The organism is Tepidisphaeraceae bacterium (assembly GCA_035998445.1).
Lineage (GTDB): Bacteria > Planctomycetota > Phycisphaerae > Tepidisphaerales > Tepidisphaeraceae > DASYHQ01.
Window position 1 is genome coordinate 236,938 of record DASYHQ010000008.1, and the last position, 22,082, is coordinate 259,019.

Below are 22,082 nucleotides of genomic sequence, written 5' to 3' on the forward strand. Positions count from 1 at the left end.
TTAGTAGCGGCGCCGCCGAACCAGCAGGCCCGTGCCCACCAAGCCCAGCAATGCCAGCGTCGTCGGTTCGGGGACGGCGGCGGCGTTGAAGTCGGAGTTGTGGTCGATGACGGCCCACGCGTAGTTGCGGTCCGCATCGAAGCCCCAAGCGCCCAGTTTCGGCGACAGCAGTTCGTTGCCCAGCAGGTAGCTGCTGTACGACCCCACGTGACGCATCGAGGCCAGGTAGGTGTCGATTTCGGTCGTCTCGGTGCCGGTCCCGACCTTCAGCGTGCCGGCCTCGAGGTCCAGTTCCTTGATGTTACTGTTGCCCAGCACCGCGTTGATCCACTCGCCCCCACCTTCGGCATTGGCGTCGGCCCGGAACCAGCGCAGTTCACCGGCGGCGCCAACCGTGGGGTCGTAACCGACCTGCAACACGTGCAGGATGCCGGGCAGCGTGTTGCCCTGCTCGTCGGTCTTCGTGCCCAAGCCGGTGATGCTGACGATGTCACCCACCACGCCCTGGGCGGCGTCGGCGGCGGTGCCTTGGCGGAACTGCACGCGGAGGTTCACTTCCCGGTTCAGCGTCGCCGAATCGAGCAGCGCCGCCGTCGTCTGGCGGGTGGAGGTGGCGAGGATCGCCTGATCGCGAAGGTTGATGCCGGAGGTCAACAGCTTCGACCGATCGTCGTTCAGCGGGCCGGCGATCTTGTGCTCCAGTTCCCAGGTGCGGGTGTGCTGCGCACCCGCACCCCAAACGTTGCCGTGCTCCTGCGAATAGGCAGCGTCGGTCAGGTCGCCGTTGTACTGATCGTACCACTCGGCCTGCAGGGTCGCCTGATAGATGCGACCGAAACCGTCGGGGCTCTCGGTGGGGACCAGGGGGCTGAGCGAGACGTCCCACTCGATCTTCTCGCCCGGCGCCAGGGTGAGGGGTCGACCGAAGCCGAAGGGGGAACCCGGCATCGGGCCAACGCGGAACGCCTCGCGTTGGCTGCCACCCAGGTAGATGCCACCGACGGCGTGAGCGCGGTCGCCGGCCGAGGTGCCGTTGCGCAGCTCGAACGTATCGCCGGCGACGAGTTTGGTGCCGGCGGGCGTGCCACCGACGGCGGCGCGGGCGACGCTCTTCGTGGTCCAGTCGTAGCTATGGCTTGCCTGCACCGCTTCGCCGCTAAGGCCTTCGCCGGCAATGCCACCGTTCGGGGCGTCCGTGAGATTGACCGTGCCGCTGTTGCCAGTGGCGGTGAACTGCTGCTCAACCGTGATGTTCGTGTGCGTCTCCGTGTCGAACTTCCGGCCGACCGATCCGTTAACGAACGTCTGACCCACGAAGCTGCCGCCGTAGGTGTAGATGATCGCGTTGCGGCCGGCGACCTCGTTGTTGGCCAGCACGTTGTACTTGACGGCCACCTGAAGGTCCGTCTGCTTCACCTCGCCGGCGAGGTTTTCGACCGACTCGATGTTCGAGCCGAGCTGGAACGTGTTGGTCTTGGCGCCGATCGTCGTATTGTCGACGTTGATCGTGCCGGTGAACGCCACGTTCGCCTGCACGGCCGAACCGTTGAAGGTGACGGCATCGGTCAGCTTGGCGTTCACGCCCGATTGAGTGACATCGAACGCGTTGAGCTTGAGGCGGGTGTGGGCGTCGTCGGAGTAGTTGCTGGTGATGACCTCCGCGGTGTTCACGTCGAGCGTGCCAACCTGGTCCTTCATCACGCGCCCAACCTGCAGGATGGCGGTAGACGGCGACAACAGGCGGTCGGCCAAGGCCGTGCCACTGGCGGTGAACGAGACGCCCGACAGGTCGACGTCCGCCCCACCGATGCGCTCGACGGAGATCAGTGGGCTCTGGCGGTGACCGTTGACGTTGTTATATCCACCGAAGTCGGCGGTGCGGACGTTCGACGGATTGTTGATGTGCGCGTTCGTCGTCGGCAGCGTGACGGTGGTGCTGTAGCTGCCCAACTGGCTGCGCTGCACGGCGATCGCGTGCGATTGGTTGGCATCGTTGAAGGTGAAGTCGCTTGCGTTGGTCAGGGTAAAGCCATCAACGCTAGCGTACCCACCGCCGTTCACGGTCACGTTCGTGCCCAGACCGCCCGTCAGCGGGCCGCCGTTCAGCGTCAGCGAGCCAATCGACTGGTTGGCCATATGGCGGCCAACGTTGTACGTGCCCGACCCGGTCAGCGGGCGGTTGTTGACGAGGCTATAGGCAACGTCGTGGTTCTGAACCGCGCCACCCTGGGGCGTCAGCGCCACGCCCACCGTGTAGGTGCTGCCGGCAGTACCGCTCAACGCGGGGGTGTTGACGATCAGGTTGCCGCTGGAGTTGGCAAGGATCACCGCGTTGACCGACGGGTTGCCGCTGGTCACCGTGATGCCCTGCGCGAAGTCGATCGGCAGCGCGGGGTTCGCCGTGGCGTCGAAGCTGGTCGCGGCGCCGGCGTTGTTGACCACGAAGATCGGGTTGGGGTCATGCCCCACGACAACGCGCGCATCGGCCGGGGCCGTCACGGTCACCTGACCCATCGCTACGTTTACCGACGCACACGCCGACACGATCGCAAGCGACCGAAGCAATTTCACGTTTTTCAAGAGCAGATCCCCGGTTCGATGTTCTGAACCCGTCAACCAACTGCCCCCTCCGGGCGGACTGGTCTCAGGTCTCCCACGCAACCTCTAAAATGCCCTCGCGCCACCATATTGTCAAGTTTTTGAAATATTTTAGTGCGGCTGAAGATTTCGCAAACTACGGAAACACTCTGGTCAACGTCGATGGACGTCTTGGAGATCGCACTCGCTTCCCTTAGCCGCGCCGTCTGGGGGTTTGATCACTTGCCACAACCCCCGGTCGGTCTTACCCTTGTCGCTCGCTGCGGTTGCAGGACCGCGCCACACGCCATGCATCAAAAGGAATCCGTCTCATGAGCATCCTCGTCAACAGCGACACCAAGGTCATCACCCAGGGCATCACCGGCACCGCGGGCGCGTTCCACACCAAGGGCTGCCTCGAGTACGGCACGAAGATGGTCGGCGGCACGACCCCCGGCAAGGGTGGGACCAAGGATGCCAATGGTCTGCCGGTGTTCGACACCGTCCGCCAGGCGGTGGATGCGACGGGCGCCAGCGCCACGATGATCTTCGTCCCCCCGCCGTTCGCGGCCGACGCGATCATGGAAGCTGCCGACGCGGGCATCAAGACGATCGTCGCGATCACCGAGGGCATTCCGGTGCTGGACATGGTGAAGGTGAAGGCCTTCCTCGCCGGCTACCCCGACGCGGTCCTGATCGGGCCCAACTGCCCCGGCGTCATCACGCCCGGCCAGTGCAAGATCGGCATTATGCCCGGCTACATCCACACGCCCGCCGACAAGAGCAAGAGCGGCAAGAAGATCGGCATCATCAGCCGCAGCGGCACGCTGACCTACGAGGCCGTCTGGCAGACCTCGTCGCGCGGCATCGGCCAAACCACCTGCGTCGGCATCGGTGGCGACCCCGTGCGCGGCCTGGGCTTCATCGACTGCCTGAAGCTCTTCAACGCCGACAGGGACACCGACGGCATCGTGCTGATCGGTGAGATCGGCGGCGCCGACGAGACGAACGCCGCCACCTACATTAAGCAGAACGTGAAGAAGCCCGTCGTCGCCTTCATCGCCGGCCGCACCGCCCCCCCCGGCCGCCGCATGGGCCACGCCGGCGCGATCATCAGTGGCGGTGAAGACACGGCCGAATCGAAGATCGCCGCGCTGACCGCCGCCGGTTGCAGCGTGGCGGAGAGCCCCGCGACCATCGGTGAACAAATGGCGGCGGCGCTGGGCGTGAAGGGGTAGTGTGGAGAGCGAGCAAGGCCACAAGCCGCTTCCGCTCGACTACGCTGGCCCGAGGCCATCGCCGCAAGATGACCAGCCGCCACGCCTAAGCAAGCTGGTGGCGACGGCCTTCGCGTGTAGCGTGACGGCCTGCCCGTGCATTTCGACGCCGTTTGCCGCCATGGTCGTGGGCGACGACATCGGACCGCTTAGCACGATCACCATTGGGGTCGCCCTGCTCTCGCTGTGCCTTGGCATCCTCGCGTACGCGCGACTGTTGCACGCCCCTGAGACTGTGACCGGAAATGGCCTCGCAGCGACAAGCATCTGCATCAGCGGTTGCTGGCTCCTGTTGTATGCGGGGTTGCTCTGGTTCTACCGGTAAGCGAAAGGGCTTTTCGGGTGCCACGGTACGGTACGCCGTGCCGTGTCTTCCCTGCTGACCGAAGCACGGCTTGGCGCACCAAACCGTGGCACCCGCCCCGCGTTAATTGCACGGCATGGGTGGGCCGTGCGCACCTGCCGATAGCCACATGCTCAAAAGTCGACGTTTATCGGGGTGGTGGTGGGCTTGGTTCCTCGCATGCGGGTGGGGTGCGGCATCAGATGGGGCCCTCATCGGCGTCCTACCGTTGTTTTGCGTCGCGATCGCCCACGGCATCGTTTGGATCCGGCAGCGACGTGCGTCGGTGACGACGCGTCGGCTTGCCGCAGGATGCTGCCCGCGTTGCGGCTACGATGTCCGCGCCAATCCCGCCAAGTGCTCCGAGTGCGGCCAAGAGATTGCATCGGGTGACGGAATGAGTTCGTAAGGTGAGATGAAGCCCGCCGACCCGCTCGAGTGTTGCCGGGTGCCACGGGTCGGCGTACTCGCAGACCTGTGTCTTGCTTATCCCCCACAGACACAGGTCTCGGAGTACCGCGACCCGTGGCACCCGCCCTCCCTCGTCATCCTGACGGGTTGGCAAGAAACGCGGCCGGGGTCGGCCTTCACGTGGCATGGGCATCTTGCCCATGGCGTCGGTACTCCGACGCGTCGGATGGTACGCCATCCGAATCAGCAATCGCGCCAGCGAAGGAGCGCCTGGAGTCGTTGGAAGAGAAGATCGCTTGCGCTCTTTACTTCGGACCGAGTACGGCCCGACACCGCGGGCTACCGCGGCTCCACGGGCAGGATGCCCGTGCCACGGTGGGACGCCCGGGTGCCACGATCTGGTACTCCAGGTCGTGCTTGGCCGATCGCCCCCCCTGCACGACCCGGCGTACCGGATCGTGGCACCCAAACGTGGAGACGTTGCCCCTTGCCCAACCTCCTCTTCATCTGCAGCCGCAACCGCCTGCGCAGCCCGACGGCGGAGGCGGTGTTCGGCGCGATCGATGGGATCGAAACCCAGTCCGCCGGGCTGGCGGCGGATGCGGAGTGCATTGTGTCGGCGGACATGCTGGCGTGGGCCGACGTGATCTTCGTCATGGAACCGGCCCACGGGCGTAAGCTGTCGCGGCGGTTCGGCCCGCACCTGCGCGGCAAGCGCGTCGTCTGCCTGCACGTGCGCGACGTCTACACCTACATGGACCCGCGGCTCATCGACCTGCTCTGGACGATCGTGCCGCGATCGGTGCCGGCGCTGCGCGGGGCGAAGCCGCAATGACGCCGCGCCTGTTGGCCGCCGGGCCGCGGCGGTTTACCATGGGCGACATGCCCTTCACCGACGAAGAACTGAAAAAGGCCCTCAAGGCCTTCAAGAAGCGCCTGAAGCTCACCCGCCTCGACGACGAATCGAAGCTCGGCCACAGCCCGCTGACCGGCGGTGGCGCCAAGGTGGTCGCCATCCAACCCCCCAGCGGCTTCGGCCGCGAGATCTGGGAAGAACTCGCCACCCAAGGCTACCTGAAACACGACGGCGGCGGGTTTTATGAACTGATGCCCGGCAAGTAACCGAGACTATTTGCGCCAGGACGTTCCGTGCGATTCTGCTGGACCGGCCCGCTCGGCCATTCGCCTACTTGATGCACGCATCACATAGTCGTCACCGGTCGCGGTACGTTGAGACCGGCGTCTTCGCCAAAACGAGCAAAAAAGTTTTGCGAGTATGCCGGCCTGCCGGCCTGTGGCACCCGGTGCGACGCGTCCACTCTTCCCGTAGCGTGGGCGTCCCGCCCATGTCCGGTTAGCAGGACAGGAAATGGGATTGGTTGCAGCGCCCGTTAACAAGTCTGACGCAACAACAGCGTCTTCCGCTTCGACCACAATCATGGGCGAGACGCCCATGCTACGGGCGGATGCCGAGGCGGCGCGGTTCTTTGAGTTAGAAGGGCTCGCCTCTGGCCCCTCTCCCGGTACTCCGGGGGAGGCTGGGAGGGGGCAACTAGGAACTGCTGGTGCCGAATACCTGCCACACCACCTTCGTGTCCACACGGGAGACGAAACCGAACGGCTAGCCTGCCGGGTTCGCGCTTCCCGTGGCATGGGCGTCTCGCCCATGCGTATGGATTGGAACACGAGATTCGATTTGTTAGGTAACGCGCGGGCAGAGCCGCTGAAGTGAATTTTGGCCTCTGGCCTCATTACGTGCATGGGCGAGACGCCCATGCCACGGTTGGATACGACCCTGCCTACCAGCATCTACTCGGGATGCCGCATAGGTCGTGACTCATTCGGTTACAGACACCACGCAGAATCAGGAATGCCCCTAACGGCCGCGCGGTTCCTCAACGCGCCGAACCCGTGGCCTGCTGGCGATGCTTGTACATCGCTTCGCCCACCTGCCTCGCGACCTCGACGGTTTCCGTGTACGGGTTGTCGGCGACGTCGACGAGGCCGCATTGGTAGTTCTCGCCGTCGCTCGGGCGGCCGGTGACGGATTCGTCGCCGTACTGGAACCAGTGGACGCCGACGATCTGCGGGTTTTCCAAGGCGCTTTCGACGTAGTCTTTGTACTTGCGGGCGCGGTCGGCCTGGCTGTCGGCCGACACAAGGCCGGTGCCGAACAGGCCGCGATCGGTGGCGCAGAAGTGGAACTCGCCGATGAGGGTGGGGCCGTCCAAACCGTCCGGCAGCCGGTGGGCGCGCACGCTGTGGGCGTAGACGTTATAGCTGCTGACGTCGCAGTACTTCACCATCTGCGCAGCGATGTTCACCGCGCCGCCGACGGACCGGCAACCGAAGTAGAGCTTGTCGGGATCGATCCCCTTCACCGCCTGCCGCACCGTGCGGAAGTACGTTTCAGCGATGCGGGTGGTGAACTCGGCCAGATCGCCACGCGCGCCCTCGGGTGCGATAAACTTCGCGTCGGCAGGCTTGGCCAAGTCGTCCCACGACGCGTACGTGCTGCCCCAGGCAGCATTCAGCGCAGCGATGTCGGGGTACTTGGCCTTCAGCGTCTTCAGCAATTCCTGCTTGGCGGCGCGGTCGGGGGTTTGCTTGAGCGCGTCCTCGGCCAGCGTCGTCTCGCCGCCCCAGGGCATTTCGTTGTCGACGAAATAACCGATGCAGAACGGGTCGCCCTTCGTGTTGGCCAAGAACTGCTTGGCACCCGCTTCGACCGCGGGCGCGAACTTGGGATCGAACACGTCGGGGAAACCCGAATGCTTGGCCCGCAGCTTCGGCGCATCGTAGAACATGACGGCGGTGTACGGCGTGCGCTTCAGCTTCATGATGCGCCAGTCAGACCAGTTGGCGATCGTGTTCATGCCCCAGGCACGCAGGCGCTTGTGGACGACGTCGGCCTCGATGTTCTTCCAGTCGTCGCCGTACTTCAGTTGAAGGTTGCGGGCCGTGTGGTTGAACGTGTCAGCCGTGCTCTTGCCGTCGACTTCCTTGAAGCCGTAGAAGGCCTTTCCCTCGCCATCAACCGGCGGCAGGTCGGCGAACCAATTGTCGCGATCCGTAATCGGCGTAACGGCGCCACTGGCCCGCACGACGCATGGCCCGACGCTGAAGAACAGCCGACCTTCGGGGTCGACGAGCCACCACTTGCCGTCGAGCTTTTCGGTACGGAAGCTGCCGGTCGCGTTGAGTTGAGGACCGTTGGCCCACCCGCCGAACTGGTTCCATTCCATCGGGCCCTTGTCGGCAGCGAGTTGCTTCGCCTCGGCATCGCGGGCAACGTGTAGGTCTTCGACCGAACCTATCTTCCCCGGCCATTCCTTGTGACGGAACTGCCCGAAGGTGTCGAGGATGGGAAAGAACTCGGCCGGCGTCATCTTCAGCCAGGTGGGCTCAACATACCGGCCCGCCGCGAACACGTTGCTGATGACGTACTTGGCCGCGGGGGCGCTACCGCTGGAGACGAAGGGCTTGATCGTTACCACGTGTTTCGTATCGAGCCCTTTCGTGCCGGGATACAGGCCTTGCGGGAACGCGATCATGCCCGACAGCTTGATGTCCGGGTTACCACCACTTCGACTTAAGGGCACGACGATCGTGCTGCGCTGGTCGGGCTGGATGCCGGCGCGGTGGCCGATGTCCGATTCGGTGCCGTCGGGGCTTTTCGAGTCGATGCGCATGCCGAGGTCGAGGTCGCGCGAGTCGATGTTGTGGACGTCGAAGCTGACGTACTCGTACTTCGACAGATCCCACTCGCCGTTGGGCGGGTCGATATGAAAACCCGGATACCACCCACCCGCGGCGGAGGTGATCTCCACGCCCGGCCCGCTGCGCGTTTCGACCAGCCGGCCGGTGGTGCCGTTGTTCCCGGGATTGGCGACGTTGAAGCTCGCATCAAATGTGACAAGCTGCATCCGCTCGGCCTGTTCCTGACCGAACACGCCGGCAGTGATAGCGACACAGCAAACTAACGATGCCAACGCGGGCGTGAATCGAATCATCTTGTGCGAGTCTCCGGAAGACGAACTGAATGATCTGGTACGAGTACTACCCGGTGCTAGAGGGTACGTTGCGGTTGGAACTGAATCGGGCCTTTGACGGAGGTATTTCCGTCGGTACCCCGGACCGTCATCCTGAGGTACTCCGAAGGATCTCCCCCCGTACTCATTCGGGAAGAAAAGAGATCCTTCGGAGTACCTCAGGATGACGACTTGCGCGCAACACAGTTCCTGTGTCGATTTTCAATGCAATGGCTCCGCACGGGCGTCGTCATGCCCCTGTCTACGGCAACACCGACGCCAGTCGGCCGGCCGCGCGGAGCAGCGCGAGGTAGTTGGACTTCTCAGCGAACTGTTCGCTGACGAGGTTCAGCTCGGCCGACAGCAGGTTGTCCTGTTGAACGAGGCGGTCAAGGTTCGTTTCCGATCCCAGTTCGTAGCCGCGTTCGGTAAGGTCGACCGCGCGTTGGGCGGCCGTCACTTGGATCTGCAGGTCGGCGATCTTGGCGCGGTTGCCGGCGAGGTTCTGGTAGGCCTGCGTGACGTCGTCGATCACCTGCCGTTGGGCACTGCTGAGCGCAAGGCCGCTCTGGCGATAGACGCTCCAGGCACGGCGGATGTCGGCCTCGATCTGCAACGCCGAAAAGATCGGCAGGCTTGCCGAGATGCCACCGGCCCAGTTTTGGGACGACTTGGGGTCGTTGTAGAGGTAGTAGTTGAAGTTGATCGAGACCGACGGGAAGTACTGCCGGATGGCCGCCTGCACGCCGAGCCGAGCCGATTCCACCGCCCGCAGCGCCGCCAGCAGGTCGTGCCGTTGAGCGAGTGCCTCGGTCTGCCACGCGTCGAGCGCGGCTTCCTCGATGGCGGGCGGATTGAACGCATCGGTGAGCCTGCCGCGGACGGCGGCTACGCCCATCAGTCGGGCCAATGCGCTGCGTGCGTTGGCGGCATCGGTGCGGGCCTGCGTGAGCGAGACGCGCGTGCTGGCGAGTTGCGCCTGGCTCTGCGCCACATCCAACGGCCGCACGCCGCCCAGGCGCTGGCGTGCTTCCTGGTCGCGCACCTGTTCGCTGCGTAGGCGCACGCTGCTTTCGAACACCGCCGTCTGCCGTTCGAAGCGCAGCACGTCGTAGTAGGCTTGCGCGACCTGCAGCAGCACGGTCTCGCGCTGGTTCAGCAGCAGCTGCGCCCGCTGCTCGGCCGTGCGGCGAGAGGCACGCAGGTTGGAGACGTCCGCCAGCGAACCGCTGACCGAGGCGTTCAACGGCACAGTGAGGCGGTCACTGGTACCACTACCGGTGCTGCCGAAGTTGATCGCGGTGCCGCCACCGGTGTCAATCGTGCCGTCGCCGTCGAGGTCTTGCCCGGTGCCCACGCCGGGGATGATGAAGCTGCCACCGTCGCCGCTGCCCGTGCGGTGCGTCAGCGTGTATGACGGCGCCAGCGTGAGCGTCGGCAAGAACGTGCCGGCGGCGCGCATCTTGTCGGCCAAGGCTTGGACGTAGTCCTCACCGCTGGACGCGATCGCCTCGTTGTCGGCATTCGCCACCGCTAGCGCTTGTTGAAGCGAGAGCGGTTCGGTGGGCTCGTATGTGGGTCGCGTGGTAGGTTCCGGTCCATCGAGTATGGCGCGATAGCGGGCGACGTCCTTGGAATGGTCGATACAGCCGGTGGCTAGGGCGAGAGTAAGCAGAGCGGCGCATCGGCTCCCTCTCCCGGTACGCCGGGAGAGGGTTGGGGTGAGGGTGATTTTGATCGGCGAATGGCGCGGCATTGTTCGGAAGTCTCTAACAAGAATCTCTACTGCTGAAGCGTAATGGCCAATCGAAATCACCCTCACCTAGTCTCTCCCGGCGTACCGGGAGAGGTACCGGAGGCCGCCTTCGCGTCATTCGTACCTTAGCGCCTCGATCGGGTCGAGCTTCGCGGCCCGCCTCGCTGGGTAGTAGCCGAAGAAGATGCCGACGGCCAGCGAGAAGCCCAGGGCCAGCGCGATGCTGTACGGCTGGACGATTAGCTGAAACTGACTCTGCGCCGCGGTGATCACGCGCGTGGTGACCAGCGCGATCGCCATGCCCAGCGCGCCGCCGAGGAAGCTCATGACGACCGATTCGATCAAGAACTGCCGCAGGATGTCGCGCGGTCGGGCGCCGATCGCCTTTCGGATGCCGATCTCGCGCGTGCGCTCGGCGACCGTCACCAGCATAATGTTCATAATGCCGATCCCCCCCACCATGAGCGAGATGCCCGCGATGCCGCCCAGCAGCATCGACAGCACGTTGGTCACCGTCGTCATCGTGCTGATCATCTCGGCCTGGCTCTGCACCTGAAAGTCGTTCGGGTCGCCCTCCTGCAACCGGTGCCGCCGGCGAAGGATCTGCGTGGCCTGTGACTGCACGCGGTCGATCACATCTTTATTGGCAGCGCGAACGTCGATCTCGTGCAAGTGGTCGACGCCGATCAACTGCTTCATGCCGGTGGAGTACGGCACCAGGATCTGGTTGTCGGGGTTGAACCACCCTTGGTCGCCCTTGGGCTCGGTGATGCCCACCACGCGGTAGTTCACCCCTTTGATGCCGACCGATTGCCCCACCGCCCAGCCGTGGTCTTTGCCGAACAGATTCTCGGCCGTCGTGGGACCGAGGACGGCGACGCGGGCGTTGGCGTTGACGTCGGCATCGGTCAGCGTGCGGCCGACCGCCATCTTGAAGTCGCGCACGGCGAAGTAGGTGGCGCTGGTGCCGATCAGGCTCGTGCTGGTGTTCTTGTTGAAGTACTTCACCTGCGCGTTGCCGCGCACCACCGGCGCCACGTGCGTGGCATCGCCAATGGCCAGCAGCGCCAGTCCATCGTCGACCGTAAGGTTCTGGTAACTACCGCTGACCACGCCACCCGTGCCGCGCTGCGCGGGGCGCACGATCAGCAGGTTGGTGCCGAGCGACGACAGCCGCCCTACCACCGTCGCCTGCGCGCCGGCGCCCAAGGCCAATGCCGAGATGACCGACCAGACGGCGATGATGATGCCCAGCATCGCCAAAATCGACCGCAGCTTGTTGGCCGCCAGGCTTCGCAGCGCCAGGCGGACCGTCGTCCAGAACATCATGCCGTCACCCCCACCCCGGGCGCTACCGCGCCGACCAGTTCGGGTGGCGTAACGATCTTGCCGTCGCGAATGTAGATCTCGCGCGGGCAATGGCGGGCGACGGTCAGGTCATGCGTGACGATGAGGATCGTACGGCCCTGCGCGTTCAGCTGCTTGAACAGCGACAGCACCTCTTCACCGGTGCGCGTGTCGAGCGCGCCGGTCGGTTCATCGGCCAGGATGATCGCCGGGTCGTTCACCAGCGCCCGCGCGATGGCCACGCGCTGCCGTTGACCGCCGCTAAGCTGGTTCGGTTCGTGATGCATGCGGTCGGCCAATCCCACGATCTCCAGCGCCGCTTCCGCCTTGTCGCGCGCACCCTGCCCGCCGGCGTACTGGATCGGCAGTTCGACGTTCTCCAGCGCCGTCATGCGCGGCAGCAGATTGAACGTTTGGAAAACGAACCCGATCTGCCGATTCCGCACGCGCGCCAGTTCGTCTGGCGACAGCTCCGACACGTCCTCCCCCGCCAGCACGTAACGCCCTTCATCCGGCCGATCCAGACAGCCCAGGATGTTCATCAGCGTGCTCTTGCCCGACCCGCTGGGCCCGCGAATCGCGACCATCTCACCGGCCGCCACGTGCAGCGACACGTCGTCGAGCGCGTGCACGATCTGCCCGCCGAGCTCGTAGGACTTGATGAGATGTTCGGCTTCAATCATGGGTCTTCCGGTCCCCTCTCCCGGTACTCCGGGGGAGGGTTAGGGTGGGGGCGATTCGTTGTAACGAGGACCGCCACCCACTCACATGCAAGATTCGCGAGCCTCAGGACTCGTCATCCTGAGGTACTCCGAAGGATCTCCCACCGTATTCACCCGGGAAGAAGGAGATCCTTCGGAGTACCTCAGGATGACGAGCAGCCCGAAACAGTGGCCGTATCACTGCGGCTTACCGCCGCCCGCATTGCGCCAGATGCTCGGCACCTCGCTCTCGCTCACACGAATCTTCTCGCCGGCGGCCAAGCCACTGGTGATCTCGTAGGTGTCGATACCTTCCACGCCCACGACTACCTCGCGTTCGCTGCCGTCCTCCATCGTCACGTACGCCTTGCCGCCACGGAGCGCCACCGCGTTGGTGGGCACGGCCACCACGTCATTGCGGTCTTTCTGAATGATCGTGACGTTGCCCGTCATTGCCGGCTTCAACAGGTCCTTGGCGGCGTCCAGCACCTCGACCTTCGCTTCGAACGTGACGACGTTCGACTCGTTCACACCCTTCACCGCCACGCGCACGACCTTTCCCTCGAACACGCGGCCCGGGAAGCTGTCGACCGTGATGCGGGCGGGCTGGTCGACGCGCACGCCACCGATGTCGCTCTCGTCGACCGTCGCCATCACGAACACGCGCGACAGATCGGCCAGCGTGAGGATCGTCGTGCCGCCGTTTACCGCGTTGGTGCCACTGGCGACGATCGTGCCCAGCTGCACCTGAAGGTCGGAAACGGTGCCGTCCATCGGCGAGTAGACCGTCGTGTACGCCAGCTGCTGCTTCTGCGTGTCCAGTGCGATCTGGCTGGTCAACAGTTCCGCCTCGGCCATCGCGACGGCCTGGCGTTGATACTCCAGATCGATCTCCTGCTGCTTCAGTTCCTCGATCGCCACCTCGGCGGCGCGCTGCTCGGCCAGCGCGGCGGCGGCGTCGGTCTGGGCGGTCTCCAGGTCCTGCTGCGAGCCCAGCTCGGCCGTCACCAATTGCGCCTGACGATCCGCCTTCGCCTTGGCGTTGGCGGCCCGCACCTTCGCTGATGCCAGCGCCGCCTCGTTGCGCATGCGCGTGGTGGCGAGCGCAAGTTCAGACTTGCGCAGGTTCGACTGCGCCTGCGCCAGCCGTGCCTTCGCCTGCGACAGCGCTGCCTCGGCCGATCGCACGGCCAGCTCTTCGTCCGTCGGATCCAACTGGCACAGCAGGTCCCCCTTCTTCACGGTCTCGCTCACGTCGAACGGCAGCTTGATGATCTCGCCACTGGCGCGGCACTTGATGTCCACCTCAAGGTTTGCCTCCACCTTGCCGGAGGACTCGACGCTCTGCTGCACGTCGCTTAGCGCCACCTCGACCACGCGCCCCGTCGGTTGCGCCGCCAGTGCCGCAGCCGCCCGCTTGCGGTACTGCCACCAGCCGACCGCCGCAATCACCAGCACCGCGATCGTCGCAACAATGACCCACTTCCGCCGGTTGCCTTTGGACTTGGCCGCGCCCGCTTTACGCGGCGTCGCTCCCCGCGCCGGTGGGGCGCTGGAGGGTGGCGTTGCCAAGGGTGGCTGTGCTGGGTCCGCCGGGCCGGCGGGCGGGTTCGTAAGCGTGGGCATCTACCTGATTATTGGTGCCCAACCGGCCGGCGACAAATCGAAATCGTTCGGGGGAATTCCTCGCGTCCCCCGTTTAGCCGCGGGCTTGCCCGCGATGGATTGCCATCCAACCGCGGGCAAGCCCGCGGCTAAACGGCGCTATGGTTGAGGGTGACACGCGATAGCAGCCTACCGCCGGGCGATGCGGTAGATCACACCGTTCGTATCATCGGAAATCAGGATCGCGCCGTCCTTGGCGATCGTCAGCCCGGCCAGGCGGGCGAAGTGGGCCTTGCCGTCCTCGATCAGCCAGCCGGTAACGAACGGTTCGAGCGCGGTGGGTTGGCCACTGTCGTCGAAGCGGATGCGTGCGACGCTGTAGCCAACTGGGTCACCCCGGTTCCACGAACCGCGCATGGGAATGAAGGCGTCACCGTTGTAGTCGGCGCCGAGCCCGTCACCGGCTTGGAACGCCATCTGCATCGGGGCGGCGTGGGCCTTGTAGGTGAGCACCGCGGGTTCGGTCTGCTGCGCGTAGGCCTGGCGCGACAGGCCGCGCGGCGGATCACCATCGGTGATGGGGTCGACCACGCGATCGCCGTATACGAACGGCCATCCATAGTCTTTGCCCTCCTGCAGCCGGTTGAGTTCCTCGGGCGGAACCGTGTCACCGCGCCAGTCGCTGCCGTGGTCCATGCCCCACATCTGGCCGGTCTGCGGATGCCAGCCGAAGCCGATCGTGTTGCGCAGCCCGCGCGCGAAGATCTCTCGGCCGGTGCCGTCGGGGTTCAGTCGCAGGATCGTCGCGTGTTCGGGATTCTTCTCCGGCTCGGCGTTGCTGCTGCTGCCGACCGACAGGTACAGCTTCCCGTCCGAACCGAACTTCATCGTGCGATTACCGTGCCGGCCGGCCTCGGGTAGATCGTCGAGCAGCAGCTTTGGGTCGCCCACCGTGCCGTCGGCTTTCATCGGCGCGGCCCATAGCTTCGTGGGCGACGCGAGGTACATCTTGCCGTCGTGCAGCGTGATGCCGTGGACGTCCTTCAGCCCACTCACCACCGTGCGCGGCTCGTCGGCGACACCGTCCCCATTGCCGTCGCGCAGCGCGAGCACGTCGCCGTTCTTTCGGCGGGTGACGTAGACCGTGCCATCGTCGGCCGTCGTCAGCATGCGCGGCTCGCCGTCCAGCTTCGCGAAGACGTTGACCTTCAGGCCGTCGGGCACCTTCAGCTGTTCCATCCGTTCCTGGCTGAAGTCCCTCCGGGCCGGCTGGAACGCCACTCCCTTACCATCGGCGGGCTTGTCGAGCGAACGGCATGCGCTGGCGACGATCGGCAACGCGATGAGGACGATGCAAGTGAAGGTCAGGCGGCTGCGGGACATAATTTCTCCATTCGAAGACGCATGCCACCTTCGCGGCTTTCTTGTTCCCTGTGAACCCCGAAAGATTTGAGCCTGTCCGCCAAATCAACTTTAGCCATCGATCAAATCGCCCATTCCGACTTTGGATTGGCCGACGTCTAATGCACGGATGAGCACGTTGAACGACAAGGAGACCCGCGAACCCGAAGTGACGACCGCGGCGGCGACGAAGCGGGTGGCGATCGTGCTGGCGTGGGCGTTCGTGACGCTCGTCGCGCTGTGGTTCTTCCCGGCGGTGAAGATGCTGCTGCTGGGCATCCTGGCAGCGGCCAGCGTCGCGGCGCTGCTGCACCCGCTGGCCGACCGGTTGCCCGTGCGCCGTGGGCTGGCGGCCCTCATCGTCGGGCTGGCATTTGTGGTCACGGCGGCGGGCGCGATGGGGACCATCGGGTGGCTGCTGGCGGGCCCGATCAAGCGCGAGGCGCAGAACTGGCCACAGACGCGCGAGCAGATCAACCAACACCTGGACAACTGGAGCGATCGCCTGAACCTCGATCAACCGCTCACGACCGACTTGCTGATCCGCCGGGCCGCCAGCTATATGGGCAGTGGCGACATGGCGGCGAGCATGGCCGATATCCTGCTGAAGGTGCTGATCGCGCTGGCGTTCATCTTCATCGGCTCGATCTACTTCCTGGCCGACCGCCACGACCGCCTGATCAACCCCGTGCTCCCCATGCTGCCCAAGCCGCGCCGCGCGCAGTTGTGCGACGCGGCCGCCGATTTGGGGCCGAAGCTGCGCTGGTGGTTGCTCGGGCTGCTGGTCAGCATGTCGCTGGTGGGCTTGGTGTCGGGCATCGGCTACACGATCGCCGGGCTGAAGTTCGCGCTGCCGTTGGCCTGCTTGTCAGCCGTGGCGGAAATCGTGCCGGTCATCGGGCCGTTGATCGCGTTCCTGGTGGCGTTGCTGTTCGCGTCGACCCAGGGCGCGACGCAGGTGGGCGGCGCCGTGGCGGTGTGGGGTGTGGTGCAGACGCTGGAGTCGTACGTGATCCTGCCGCTGGTGATGAAGCGCGCCGTGAAGATGCCGGCGATCGTGACGCTGTTCACGGTGATCTTCTGGAGCGAGGTATTCGGCCCCGCCGGGCTATTCATGGCGATCCCACTCAACCTGCTGATCTGGAGCCTGGTCGACCACATGATCATCCGCCCCCGCAAAGCCGCCGAGGCCCGCGCGGGCACATCGGCCAGCCCCGCGACGTGACGCCTCTTCTGTAGGACAGGCATTCCTGCCTGTCTCTCCCCCCGGTCTATCTCTCCCCCCGTATTCCCTCTTCTGTGGCACAGGCATTCTTGCCTGTGTCTCTTCTACCTTTGCCATTCTTGGTGGGACGGACATTCTTGCCTGTCTCTCTTGCGCACCAAAAGCGAACGCGAAGGTCGCGAAGGGCAGACGCGAAGGACCACGAAGAAATCGGCGAGCTTCGCGGCGGCGGTCTGGGTAAGGCAAGACGCGATTTCGTGCACCATTATGCATCATTCTGCACCATCGGGTGGTCGAGCCAGTCGCCGGTAAGGCTCGTCACGTCCCATATTCAGTTGTCAAAGATCACGCTATCCATCTTTACGCTCGCGCTGCGCGATTGAGGTGGAAGGAGCGCAACGCGCGGCGCATTTCTTCGCGGCTTCCTTCGCGCCTTCGCGCCTTCGCGTTCTCTTCGTTCTTACCAAGCAGTAGCAGAGAGACAGACAAGAATGTCCGTCCCACCCAATGCAAAGACAGAAGAGAGAATACGGGGGGAGAGACAGGCAGGAATGCCTGTCCTACAGAAGAGCGGCGCGCACGGAGCGGCTAGCGGGCAGTTGCTACTCTTCGACCGCCCAGACTTCCATCGTCTTCAGCGCCTTGTTCGGGCTGACGTGCAGCGACGTCGCGGGCACCCCGTCGCGGTTGGGCACGGTCGAGAAGAGCAGCCATCGGCCCCACGCGCGGCTGAGCTTGCGTTGGTCGTCTTCTATGATGGAAACGGACTTACCCTCGTGGGCAGCGTCGATCTGCAATTCGAAGTTCTCCATCACGGGGCCCGTCTGCATCAGGCGCACCGCAGCGATAGAGACCGGCTTGTCCCACGTCAGGTCCTTGATCTCGCCGGTGTAGATCCGCTTCACGTTTGGCGACGGTTGCGGCGCGCCGGGCAAGCCGATCATGGGCGTGGTCAACCAGGCCGTGTCGCCGTCGCGATACAGCACCGCGCCGCTATCGGCCGGCACGGTGGCGCCCGCGGGCACGCCGGTCATGCGCAACGTGAGACGGCTGCCGGGCAAATCGTCGGGCAGGGTGACGGTGACGCTGCCGGCGTCCACGTCGACCTTCGCGGCCTTGCGGGCGGCGACGTAGTCGAAGATGTCGCCGGTGGGCGCGACCCACACGTCGTCCTTGCCGCCGCTGCCGTAGGTGTTGGCGATCGTCGACAGGCGCGTGTGCCAGCGCTTGTAGGCGTCGGATTCCTTGTCCGCGTCAATGCCGTGCGTGAAATCGATGTGGGCCGAGCCGTCCTTCGGGCCGTCCTTGGGAAACTGGTGCATCGGCTCGCCCTTGCCGTTCGATTCCCACGGCTTGGTGTCGAGGTACGTGCGGCCAAGGTCCAGCGGGTCCAGCTTGGCGTCGTACACGTCCTGCGGAAACTTCGTGCCCACGCGACTGCCGGAGCGCAGGCCGAACTCGTTCAAGTGGCTTCGGTAGTCGGTATAGCCGTTGGGATAGACGAAGTGCGTCGGCGCCCGGCCGTCGCCCACTTCCGTCGCGAAGACGGTCTGGCTCCAGAACAGGTCGTTCCGAAACTGCTCGGGCGTCAAAATCTCCGGCGGCGTGCCCCACGACCGGCCCGCATGAAAATAGCTGTGACTGATGATGCCCCACCCCTGATCGCGCAGCGTGCGCACCTCGTCCCACGTCAATCCGGTCGAGTTCCCCGTCCCCGTCGACGACACAATCAATGCCGCCCCACCCACGAACGGCCGCGACTTCCCGCCACTAACCCCCGGCGGCGCATCGGTGTAACTAAACTCCGCCAACAACGGCTGAACAACGGTGGCCGTGCCCTTGGGACCGTCGTCGATCTCCAACGCGTACGCCCAGCGCTTGCCGTATTGGAATGGTGCGACCTCCACCTGCGGCGCGACCGCATTTGTGGCGGGCGTCCACTTCCAGGTCCATTCAGCCGATACGACACGATCAGGCATACTTAGCAGTGCAGCAACAGCACTCGCTGTCGTGATAATCGAGCGGAACAGCATCGAAGGTGTCCTTGGAAATCATTCCGCCGCAACAATTCTGCACACTGTGATTTGATCGATGCGTGGAGAAAGCAAAATAAAGCTGTCGCCCTGTTCGAGTAATCACGTATGAGGTGGTTGTCACGCTCATCAATTCATCGAAGGCTGCGAGGCCGGCCCGCTACTCTCGAACGGCGAACTTATCGCCATTGGTGTCACCTCTGATTGCGTGAAAGGGGCTTCTTGCATTCGTCATAGCATCTTCAGGGCCTGCATAGTTCCGGCTTCGAAGTACGGTGACGTGGCCGTCCACGAAAAGCGTTGGACGCCCTGACTTCACGCCGTGAAAACTCTCGATGTTCAGTTTGTTCGTCCAAGCTCCTCCCGTTAAACGCATTGAACACCACTGCATCGGCATTTGCGTCTGCACTGAGCGGTAAACACTCGGCTTCCAACGATTTACAGCGTTAGCGGCAGGAAGAGTGGGACTCGAGTCAAGGTCAACGTAATGCTTGCTTTCACGTTCCTGATAGTACAGTCCCGCGTATGTGTTCTTGTCAACCGTAGTATCATTGTACGAGTACTGGTAACCGTTGGCGTGAATTCCCCTGCCCGTTGACCCACCGGACGCTGGGCAGAGCCAAATGCCACCTACAACGCTCTTGGCTGCGTTAGCGCTCGACCATTGCTTTTGCTTGCCCGTGTACTTCGATAGCCACATCTCAAGCGCGAAGCCTTCGCACATGCGGGCGGTCTCGCCAACGATGCTGGTACCCGAGTGCGTGGTACTTGCGTTCACCATAAACACTGGCCACCAGTCCCTGTTCTCGGTCGAGTACATGGTATATGCGAGGCCTATCTGACGCAGGTTACTAGAGCACGCCACCAGTTGTGCCGCTCGACGCGCCTTGTTCAGCGAGGGGAGCAGGATGCTGATCAGGACGGCAATAATGCCGATGACGACGAGCAACTCAACAAGCGTGAATGCACCATGTCGGCGGCCAGAATTAGGTGAACGTGTGAACATGACCATGCCTTCCTACGTGGCGACCATTAATCGAGACGCGATAGTGCGATGTTAATGCCGCTGTCTGTCGAGGCGAGTAAGCAGCAATATAGCTCTTACGAAGGCGAACTGGCGGCACATGCCGCCAGTTCGGTGTTTGACGAGTACCATAGCACCAATGGCTGCCTACTCACGCGCTCATGAGTAACAGAGGCGCGATTAGTTTTCCTTTACCGCGAAGCGATTGCCACCACCAAAGAAGGTGCCGCCGTTTGCTCCCGGATGACTGATTTCATAATACGAATGAACCGTGGGAGAGGCGTTGCTAGACATGATGTGTTGAGAATCGCCCTTATAAAATCTATTGTTCAGGACGCCAGCGTGGCCATCCATGAAAACGGTTGGTCGACCCCCGGGGAAGTGCCAACTGCGCGTGTTGTAGCCATCCGTTCCTGGCGCACCCCGGGTCGAACACCATTGTATAGGAAACTGTGTTTGCATTTTCCGATAATGCATAGGCCTCCACGACCCGGCGATCGACGGATTCGTATCGGGGAGACCACCGTTTAGCCGGAAACGGCTGTCGGCTCGGAAATGATACCACAGGCCGCCATAGGCATTGACCTCGCGGTAATGGCCCGAATCGCCTGTGTAATGCTTGTTTCGGCCATTTGTAGTCGTTGTCGTTATCGGAGAAGAGGGGCAAATCCAGATCCCGCCCGCAACGACCTGGTCGGCAGCGACGTCAGTCCATTCGAGACGCTTCCCCGTATAGGGCGACAACATCATTTCCAGATGGTACTTCTCGTGCGTGAAAATGCTGTTACCCTCGCTGTTGTACTTGATCGGCCACCACCCCTTGTTGTCTTGCGCGTACTGCATGAACCCCATGCCGATCAGACGCAGGTTGCTCAGGCAGGCCACCTGCTGGGCGGCCCGGCGGGCCTTGTTCAGCGAGGGCAGCAGGATGCTGATCAGCAAAGCGATAATGCCGATGACGACCAGCAGTTCAACGAGCGTAAAGGCGCGGCGCCCGTTCGTACGACCCTTGAGTGACGCGAACATTTCGACCTCCTGAGCGAGGGCTCCCAAAACGTGTGGGGAGCACAACGCGACCCGTTGAAAACATGACAGACAAATGGACGGCTACACGCCCCGCGCTATCGCGATGGCGAAACAACAGCAGTGGTCGGCGGCGTCACCGACGCCACCGATTCACGTTCGATCAGACGATTACTTAGAATGACGTGCGAAGGGCCCTGCTTTTCCGAGACCTGCTTCAGCAGGACCTCCAGCGAGCGCTCGGCCAGCTCCATCATGGGTTGGGCGATGGCGGTCAGCGGCGGCGCGAGGAACTGCGACACGCGGTCCGATTCCATGCCCAACAGCGAGATGTCCTGCGGCACGCGCACCTGCAACACTTGTTGCAGGATGTACATCGCTTCCATGCCCATGCTCTCGTTGGCCACGAAAAGGGCCGTGGGCTTTGCTACCGTCGCCAAGCGGCGAAGCAGGCCGTACATGGGCTGGTGGTCGGTGAACGAGACCGTGTCGCTGTCGACCGGCAGGCCCAGTTCCTGCAGGCGGCTGACGAAGCCTTCGTACCGCTGCAGTGTGCCCCAGTTGCTGCGTTCCTCGCAGATCATCGCGATGCGGCGATGGCCGCGGCTGGCGAAGTAGTCGGCGGCCATCTCGCCGTGCTGGCGGTGGTCGCTGGCGACGGAGGAGAACTCTGACTCGTCCATGCGGTTGAGCGTGACGACCGGCACGCCGCGCAAACCGCGCAGCAGTTCGATCGTGGCGTCGTCCCACGCCATCGCGACCACGCCGTCGATCAGGCGCGCGTCCAGGCGGTCGAGGTTGTGTTCGGTGACGAGTTCGACGGCGACGTCGTGCTTGGAGATCGTCTCGATGATGCAGCTGAGCAGGTTCGGCACGAACCCGCCGAAGGTGGTGAAACGATGGCGATCGATGACGATCGCGACGGTCAGCTGCCGCGCCGTCATACGCGGGCGAAAGCCCGACTTCTTCGCCGACGCCAGCACGCGTTTGCGCGTGGCCTCCCCGATGCCACCGCGCTGATTCAAGACGCGGCTGACGGTGCTGGCGGACACGCCAAGCGTGTCCGCCAAGTCGTAGATGGATGGTGACGATCGAGCGGCCATGTTTTACTTCTCAACAACTGCAGAAATGAGCAAAACGCAATTGTTGCGTAAGCATACAACAGTTTCGGCCCAAGTCAAAAGGAAAAGCCTGCTTACGGCGGCTGGAACGGCAAGATCACGCAACTTCTGTAAGTGATGCGGGCGTCCGTGTTTCCCGCTGTCTTTGCGGGCGCGGAAGCGTGCATTCACACCCGCCTCACGACCGATAAACCGCAGTTTCGGTTA

Annotated in this window: 16 protein-coding genes; 5 read left to right on the plus strand and 11 right to left on the minus strand. The window is 63.8% G+C overall.

Going from position 1 to position 22,082, the window contains the following annotated elements; genetic code table 11:
- Nucleotides 1-2,514, minus strand: coding sequence for a PEP-CTERM sorting domain-containing protein (locus VGN72_02640; GenBank protein ID HEV7298233.1), 2,514 nt, complete (start codon nt 2,512-2,514; stop codon nt 1-3).
- A gap of 395 nt (nt 2,515-2,909) precedes the next feature.
- Here VGN72_02640 and sucD point away from each other — a divergent pair, with 395 nt between their 5' ends.
- From sucD to VGN72_02660, 4 genes are all read left to right on the plus strand, one after another.
- On the plus strand, nt 2,910-3,815 hold the full coding sequence (sucD, locus tag VGN72_02645; GenBank protein ID HEV7298234.1) for a succinate--CoA ligase subunit alpha: 906 nt from the start codon (nt 2,910-2,912) through the stop codon (nt 3,813-3,815).
- 1 nt (nt 3,816) lies between these two features.
- Nucleotides 3,817-4,179, plus strand: coding sequence for a hypothetical protein (locus VGN72_02650; GenBank protein HEV7298235.1), 363 nt, complete (start codon nt 3,817-3,819; stop codon nt 4,177-4,179).
- A gap of 916 nt (nt 4,180-5,095) precedes the next feature.
- Entirely contained in the window at nt 5,096-5,443 is a 348-nt protein-coding gene (locus VGN72_02655; protein HEV7298236.1) for a hypothetical protein, read from the plus strand.
- Nucleotides 5,440-5,730: a hypothetical protein gene (locus tag VGN72_02660; protein ID HEV7298237.1), complete on the plus strand. Its 291-nt coding sequence runs from the start codon at nt 5,440-5,442 to the stop codon at nt 5,728-5,730. Before VGN72_02655 ends, VGN72_02660 begins: the two co-directional genes overlap by 4 nt.
- 773 nt (nt 5,731-6,503) lie before the next feature.
- On the opposite strand, the gene VGN72_02665 is transcribed toward VGN72_02660, so the two are convergent.
- The 6 genes from VGN72_02665 to VGN72_02690 all read right to left on the minus strand — a co-directional run bounded on the left by VGN72_02665 (nt 6,504) and on the right by VGN72_02690 (nt 15,431).
- Nucleotides 6,504-8,621 (minus strand): beta-galactosidase, encoded by a 2,118-nt coding sequence (locus VGN72_02665; protein HEV7298238.1) that lies wholly within the window; start codon nt 8,619-8,621, stop codon nt 6,504-6,506.
- A 280-nt stretch (nt 8,622-8,901) separates the two neighbouring features.
- On the minus strand, nt 8,902-10,395 hold the full coding sequence (locus tag VGN72_02670) for a TolC family protein (GenBank protein HEV7298239.1): 1,494 nt from the start codon (nt 10,393-10,395) through the stop codon (nt 8,902-8,904).
- A 114-nt stretch (nt 10,396-10,509) separates the two neighbouring features.
- Nucleotides 10,510-11,724 carry an ABC transporter permease gene (locus VGN72_02675; protein HEV7298240.1) on the minus strand — a complete coding sequence of 405 codons (1,215 nt, stop codon included), beginning with the start codon at nt 11,722-11,724 and terminating at the stop codon, nt 10,510-10,512.
- Entirely contained in the window at nt 11,721-12,425 is a 705-nt protein-coding gene (locus VGN72_02680; GenBank protein ID HEV7298241.1) for an ABC transporter ATP-binding protein, read from the minus strand. The genes VGN72_02675 and VGN72_02680 overlap by 4 nt, the downstream gene beginning before the upstream one ends.
- A gap of 216 nt (nt 12,426-12,641) precedes the next feature.
- Nucleotides 12,642-14,069 carry an efflux RND transporter periplasmic adaptor subunit gene (locus VGN72_02685; GenBank protein HEV7298242.1) on the minus strand — a complete coding sequence of 476 codons (1,428 nt, stop codon included), beginning with the start codon at nt 14,067-14,069 and terminating at the stop codon, nt 12,642-12,644.
- 168 nt (nt 14,070-14,237) lie between these two features.
- Nucleotides 14,238-15,431 (minus strand): PQQ-dependent sugar dehydrogenase, encoded by a 1,194-nt coding sequence (locus tag VGN72_02690; protein HEV7298243.1) that lies wholly within the window; start codon nt 15,429-15,431, stop codon nt 14,238-14,240.
- A 148-nt stretch (nt 15,432-15,579) separates the two neighbouring features.
- Here VGN72_02690 and VGN72_02695 point away from each other — a divergent pair, with 148 nt between their 5' ends.
- The gene (locus tag VGN72_02695; GenBank protein HEV7298244.1) at nt 15,580-16,674 is read left to right on the plus strand and encodes an AI-2E family transporter; all 1,095 of its coding nucleotides are present in this window, start codon (nt 15,580-15,582) and stop codon (nt 16,672-16,674) included.
- Between the two features lie 602 nt (nt 16,675-17,276).
- Here VGN72_02695 and VGN72_02700 read toward each other — a convergent pair.
- The 4 genes from VGN72_02700 to VGN72_02715 all read right to left on the minus strand — a co-directional run bounded on the left by VGN72_02700 (nt 17,277) and on the right by VGN72_02715 (nt 21,857).
- Nucleotides 17,277-18,653, minus strand: a complete 1,377-nt coding sequence (locus VGN72_02700) for a polysaccharide deacetylase family protein (GenBank protein ID HEV7298245.1) — start codon at nt 18,651-18,653, stop codon at nt 17,277-17,279.
- Nucleotides 18,654-18,867: 214 nt separating this feature from the next.
- Nucleotides 18,868-19,713: a type II secretion system protein gene (locus VGN72_02705; protein HEV7298246.1), complete on the minus strand. Its 846-nt coding sequence runs from the start codon at nt 19,711-19,713 to the stop codon at nt 18,868-18,870.
- A 198-nt stretch (nt 19,714-19,911) separates the two neighbouring features.
- Nucleotides 19,912-20,757, minus strand: a complete 846-nt coding sequence (locus VGN72_02710; protein HEV7298247.1) for a prepilin-type N-terminal cleavage/methylation domain-containing protein — start codon at nt 20,755-20,757, stop codon at nt 19,912-19,914.
- A 95-nt stretch (nt 20,758-20,852) separates the two neighbouring features.
- Nucleotides 20,853-21,857, minus strand: a complete 1,005-nt coding sequence (locus tag VGN72_02715; protein HEV7298248.1) for a LacI family DNA-binding transcriptional regulator — start codon at nt 21,855-21,857, stop codon at nt 20,853-20,855.
- Between the last annotated feature and the right edge of the window lie 225 nt (nt 21,858-22,082).

Bases quoted from the DNA above. Each gene is read 5' to 3' on its own strand.
- VGN72_02665 (HEV7298238.1), bottom strand. From the start codon at position 8,621: ATGATTCGATTCACGCCCGCGTTGGCATCGTTAGTTTGCTGTGTCGCT.
- VGN72_02690 (HEV7298243.1), bottom strand. From the start codon at position 15,431: ATGTCCCGCAGCCGCCTGACCTTCACTTGCATCGTCCTCATCGCGTTG.
- VGN72_02715 (HEV7298248.1), bottom strand. From the start codon at position 21,857: ATGGCCGCTCGATCGTCACCATCCATCTACGACTTGGCGGACACGCTT.
- VGN72_02680 (HEV7298241.1), bottom strand. From the start codon at position 12,425: ATGATTGAAGCCGAACATCTCATCAAGTCCTACGAGCTCGGCGGGCAG.
- VGN72_02710 (HEV7298247.1), bottom strand. From the start codon at position 20,757: ATGTTCGCGTCACTCAAGGGTCGTACGAACGGGCGCCGCGCCTTTACG.
- VGN72_02695 (HEV7298244.1), top strand. From the start codon at position 15,580: ATGAGCACGTTGAACGACAAGGAGACCCGCGAACCCGAAGTGACGACC.
- sucD (HEV7298234.1), top strand. From the start codon at position 2,910: ATGAGCATCCTCGTCAACAGCGACACCAAGGTCATCACCCAGGGCATC.
- VGN72_02705 (HEV7298246.1), bottom strand. From the start codon at position 19,713: ATGTTCACACGTTCACCTAATTCTGGCCGCCGACATGGTGCATTCACG.
- VGN72_02640 (HEV7298233.1), bottom strand. From the start codon at position 2,514: ATGGGTCAGGTGACCGTGACGGCCCCGGCCGATGCGCGCGTTGTCGTG.
- VGN72_02670 (HEV7298239.1), bottom strand. From the start codon at position 10,395: ATGCCGCGCCATTCGCCGATCAAAATCACCCTCACCCCAACCCTCTCC.
- VGN72_02660 (HEV7298237.1), top strand. From the start codon at position 5,440: ATGACGCCGCGCCTGTTGGCCGCCGGGCCGCGGCGGTTTACCATGGGC.
- VGN72_02685 (HEV7298242.1), bottom strand. From the start codon at position 14,069: ATGCCCACGCTTACGAACCCGCCCGCCGGCCCGGCGGACCCAGCACAG.
- VGN72_02675 (HEV7298240.1), bottom strand. From the start codon at position 11,724: ATGATGTTCTGGACGACGGTCCGCCTGGCGCTGCGAAGCCTGGCGGCC.
- VGN72_02700 (HEV7298245.1), bottom strand. From the start codon at position 18,653: ATGCCTGATCGTGTCGTATCGGCTGAATGGACCTGGAAGTGGACGCCC.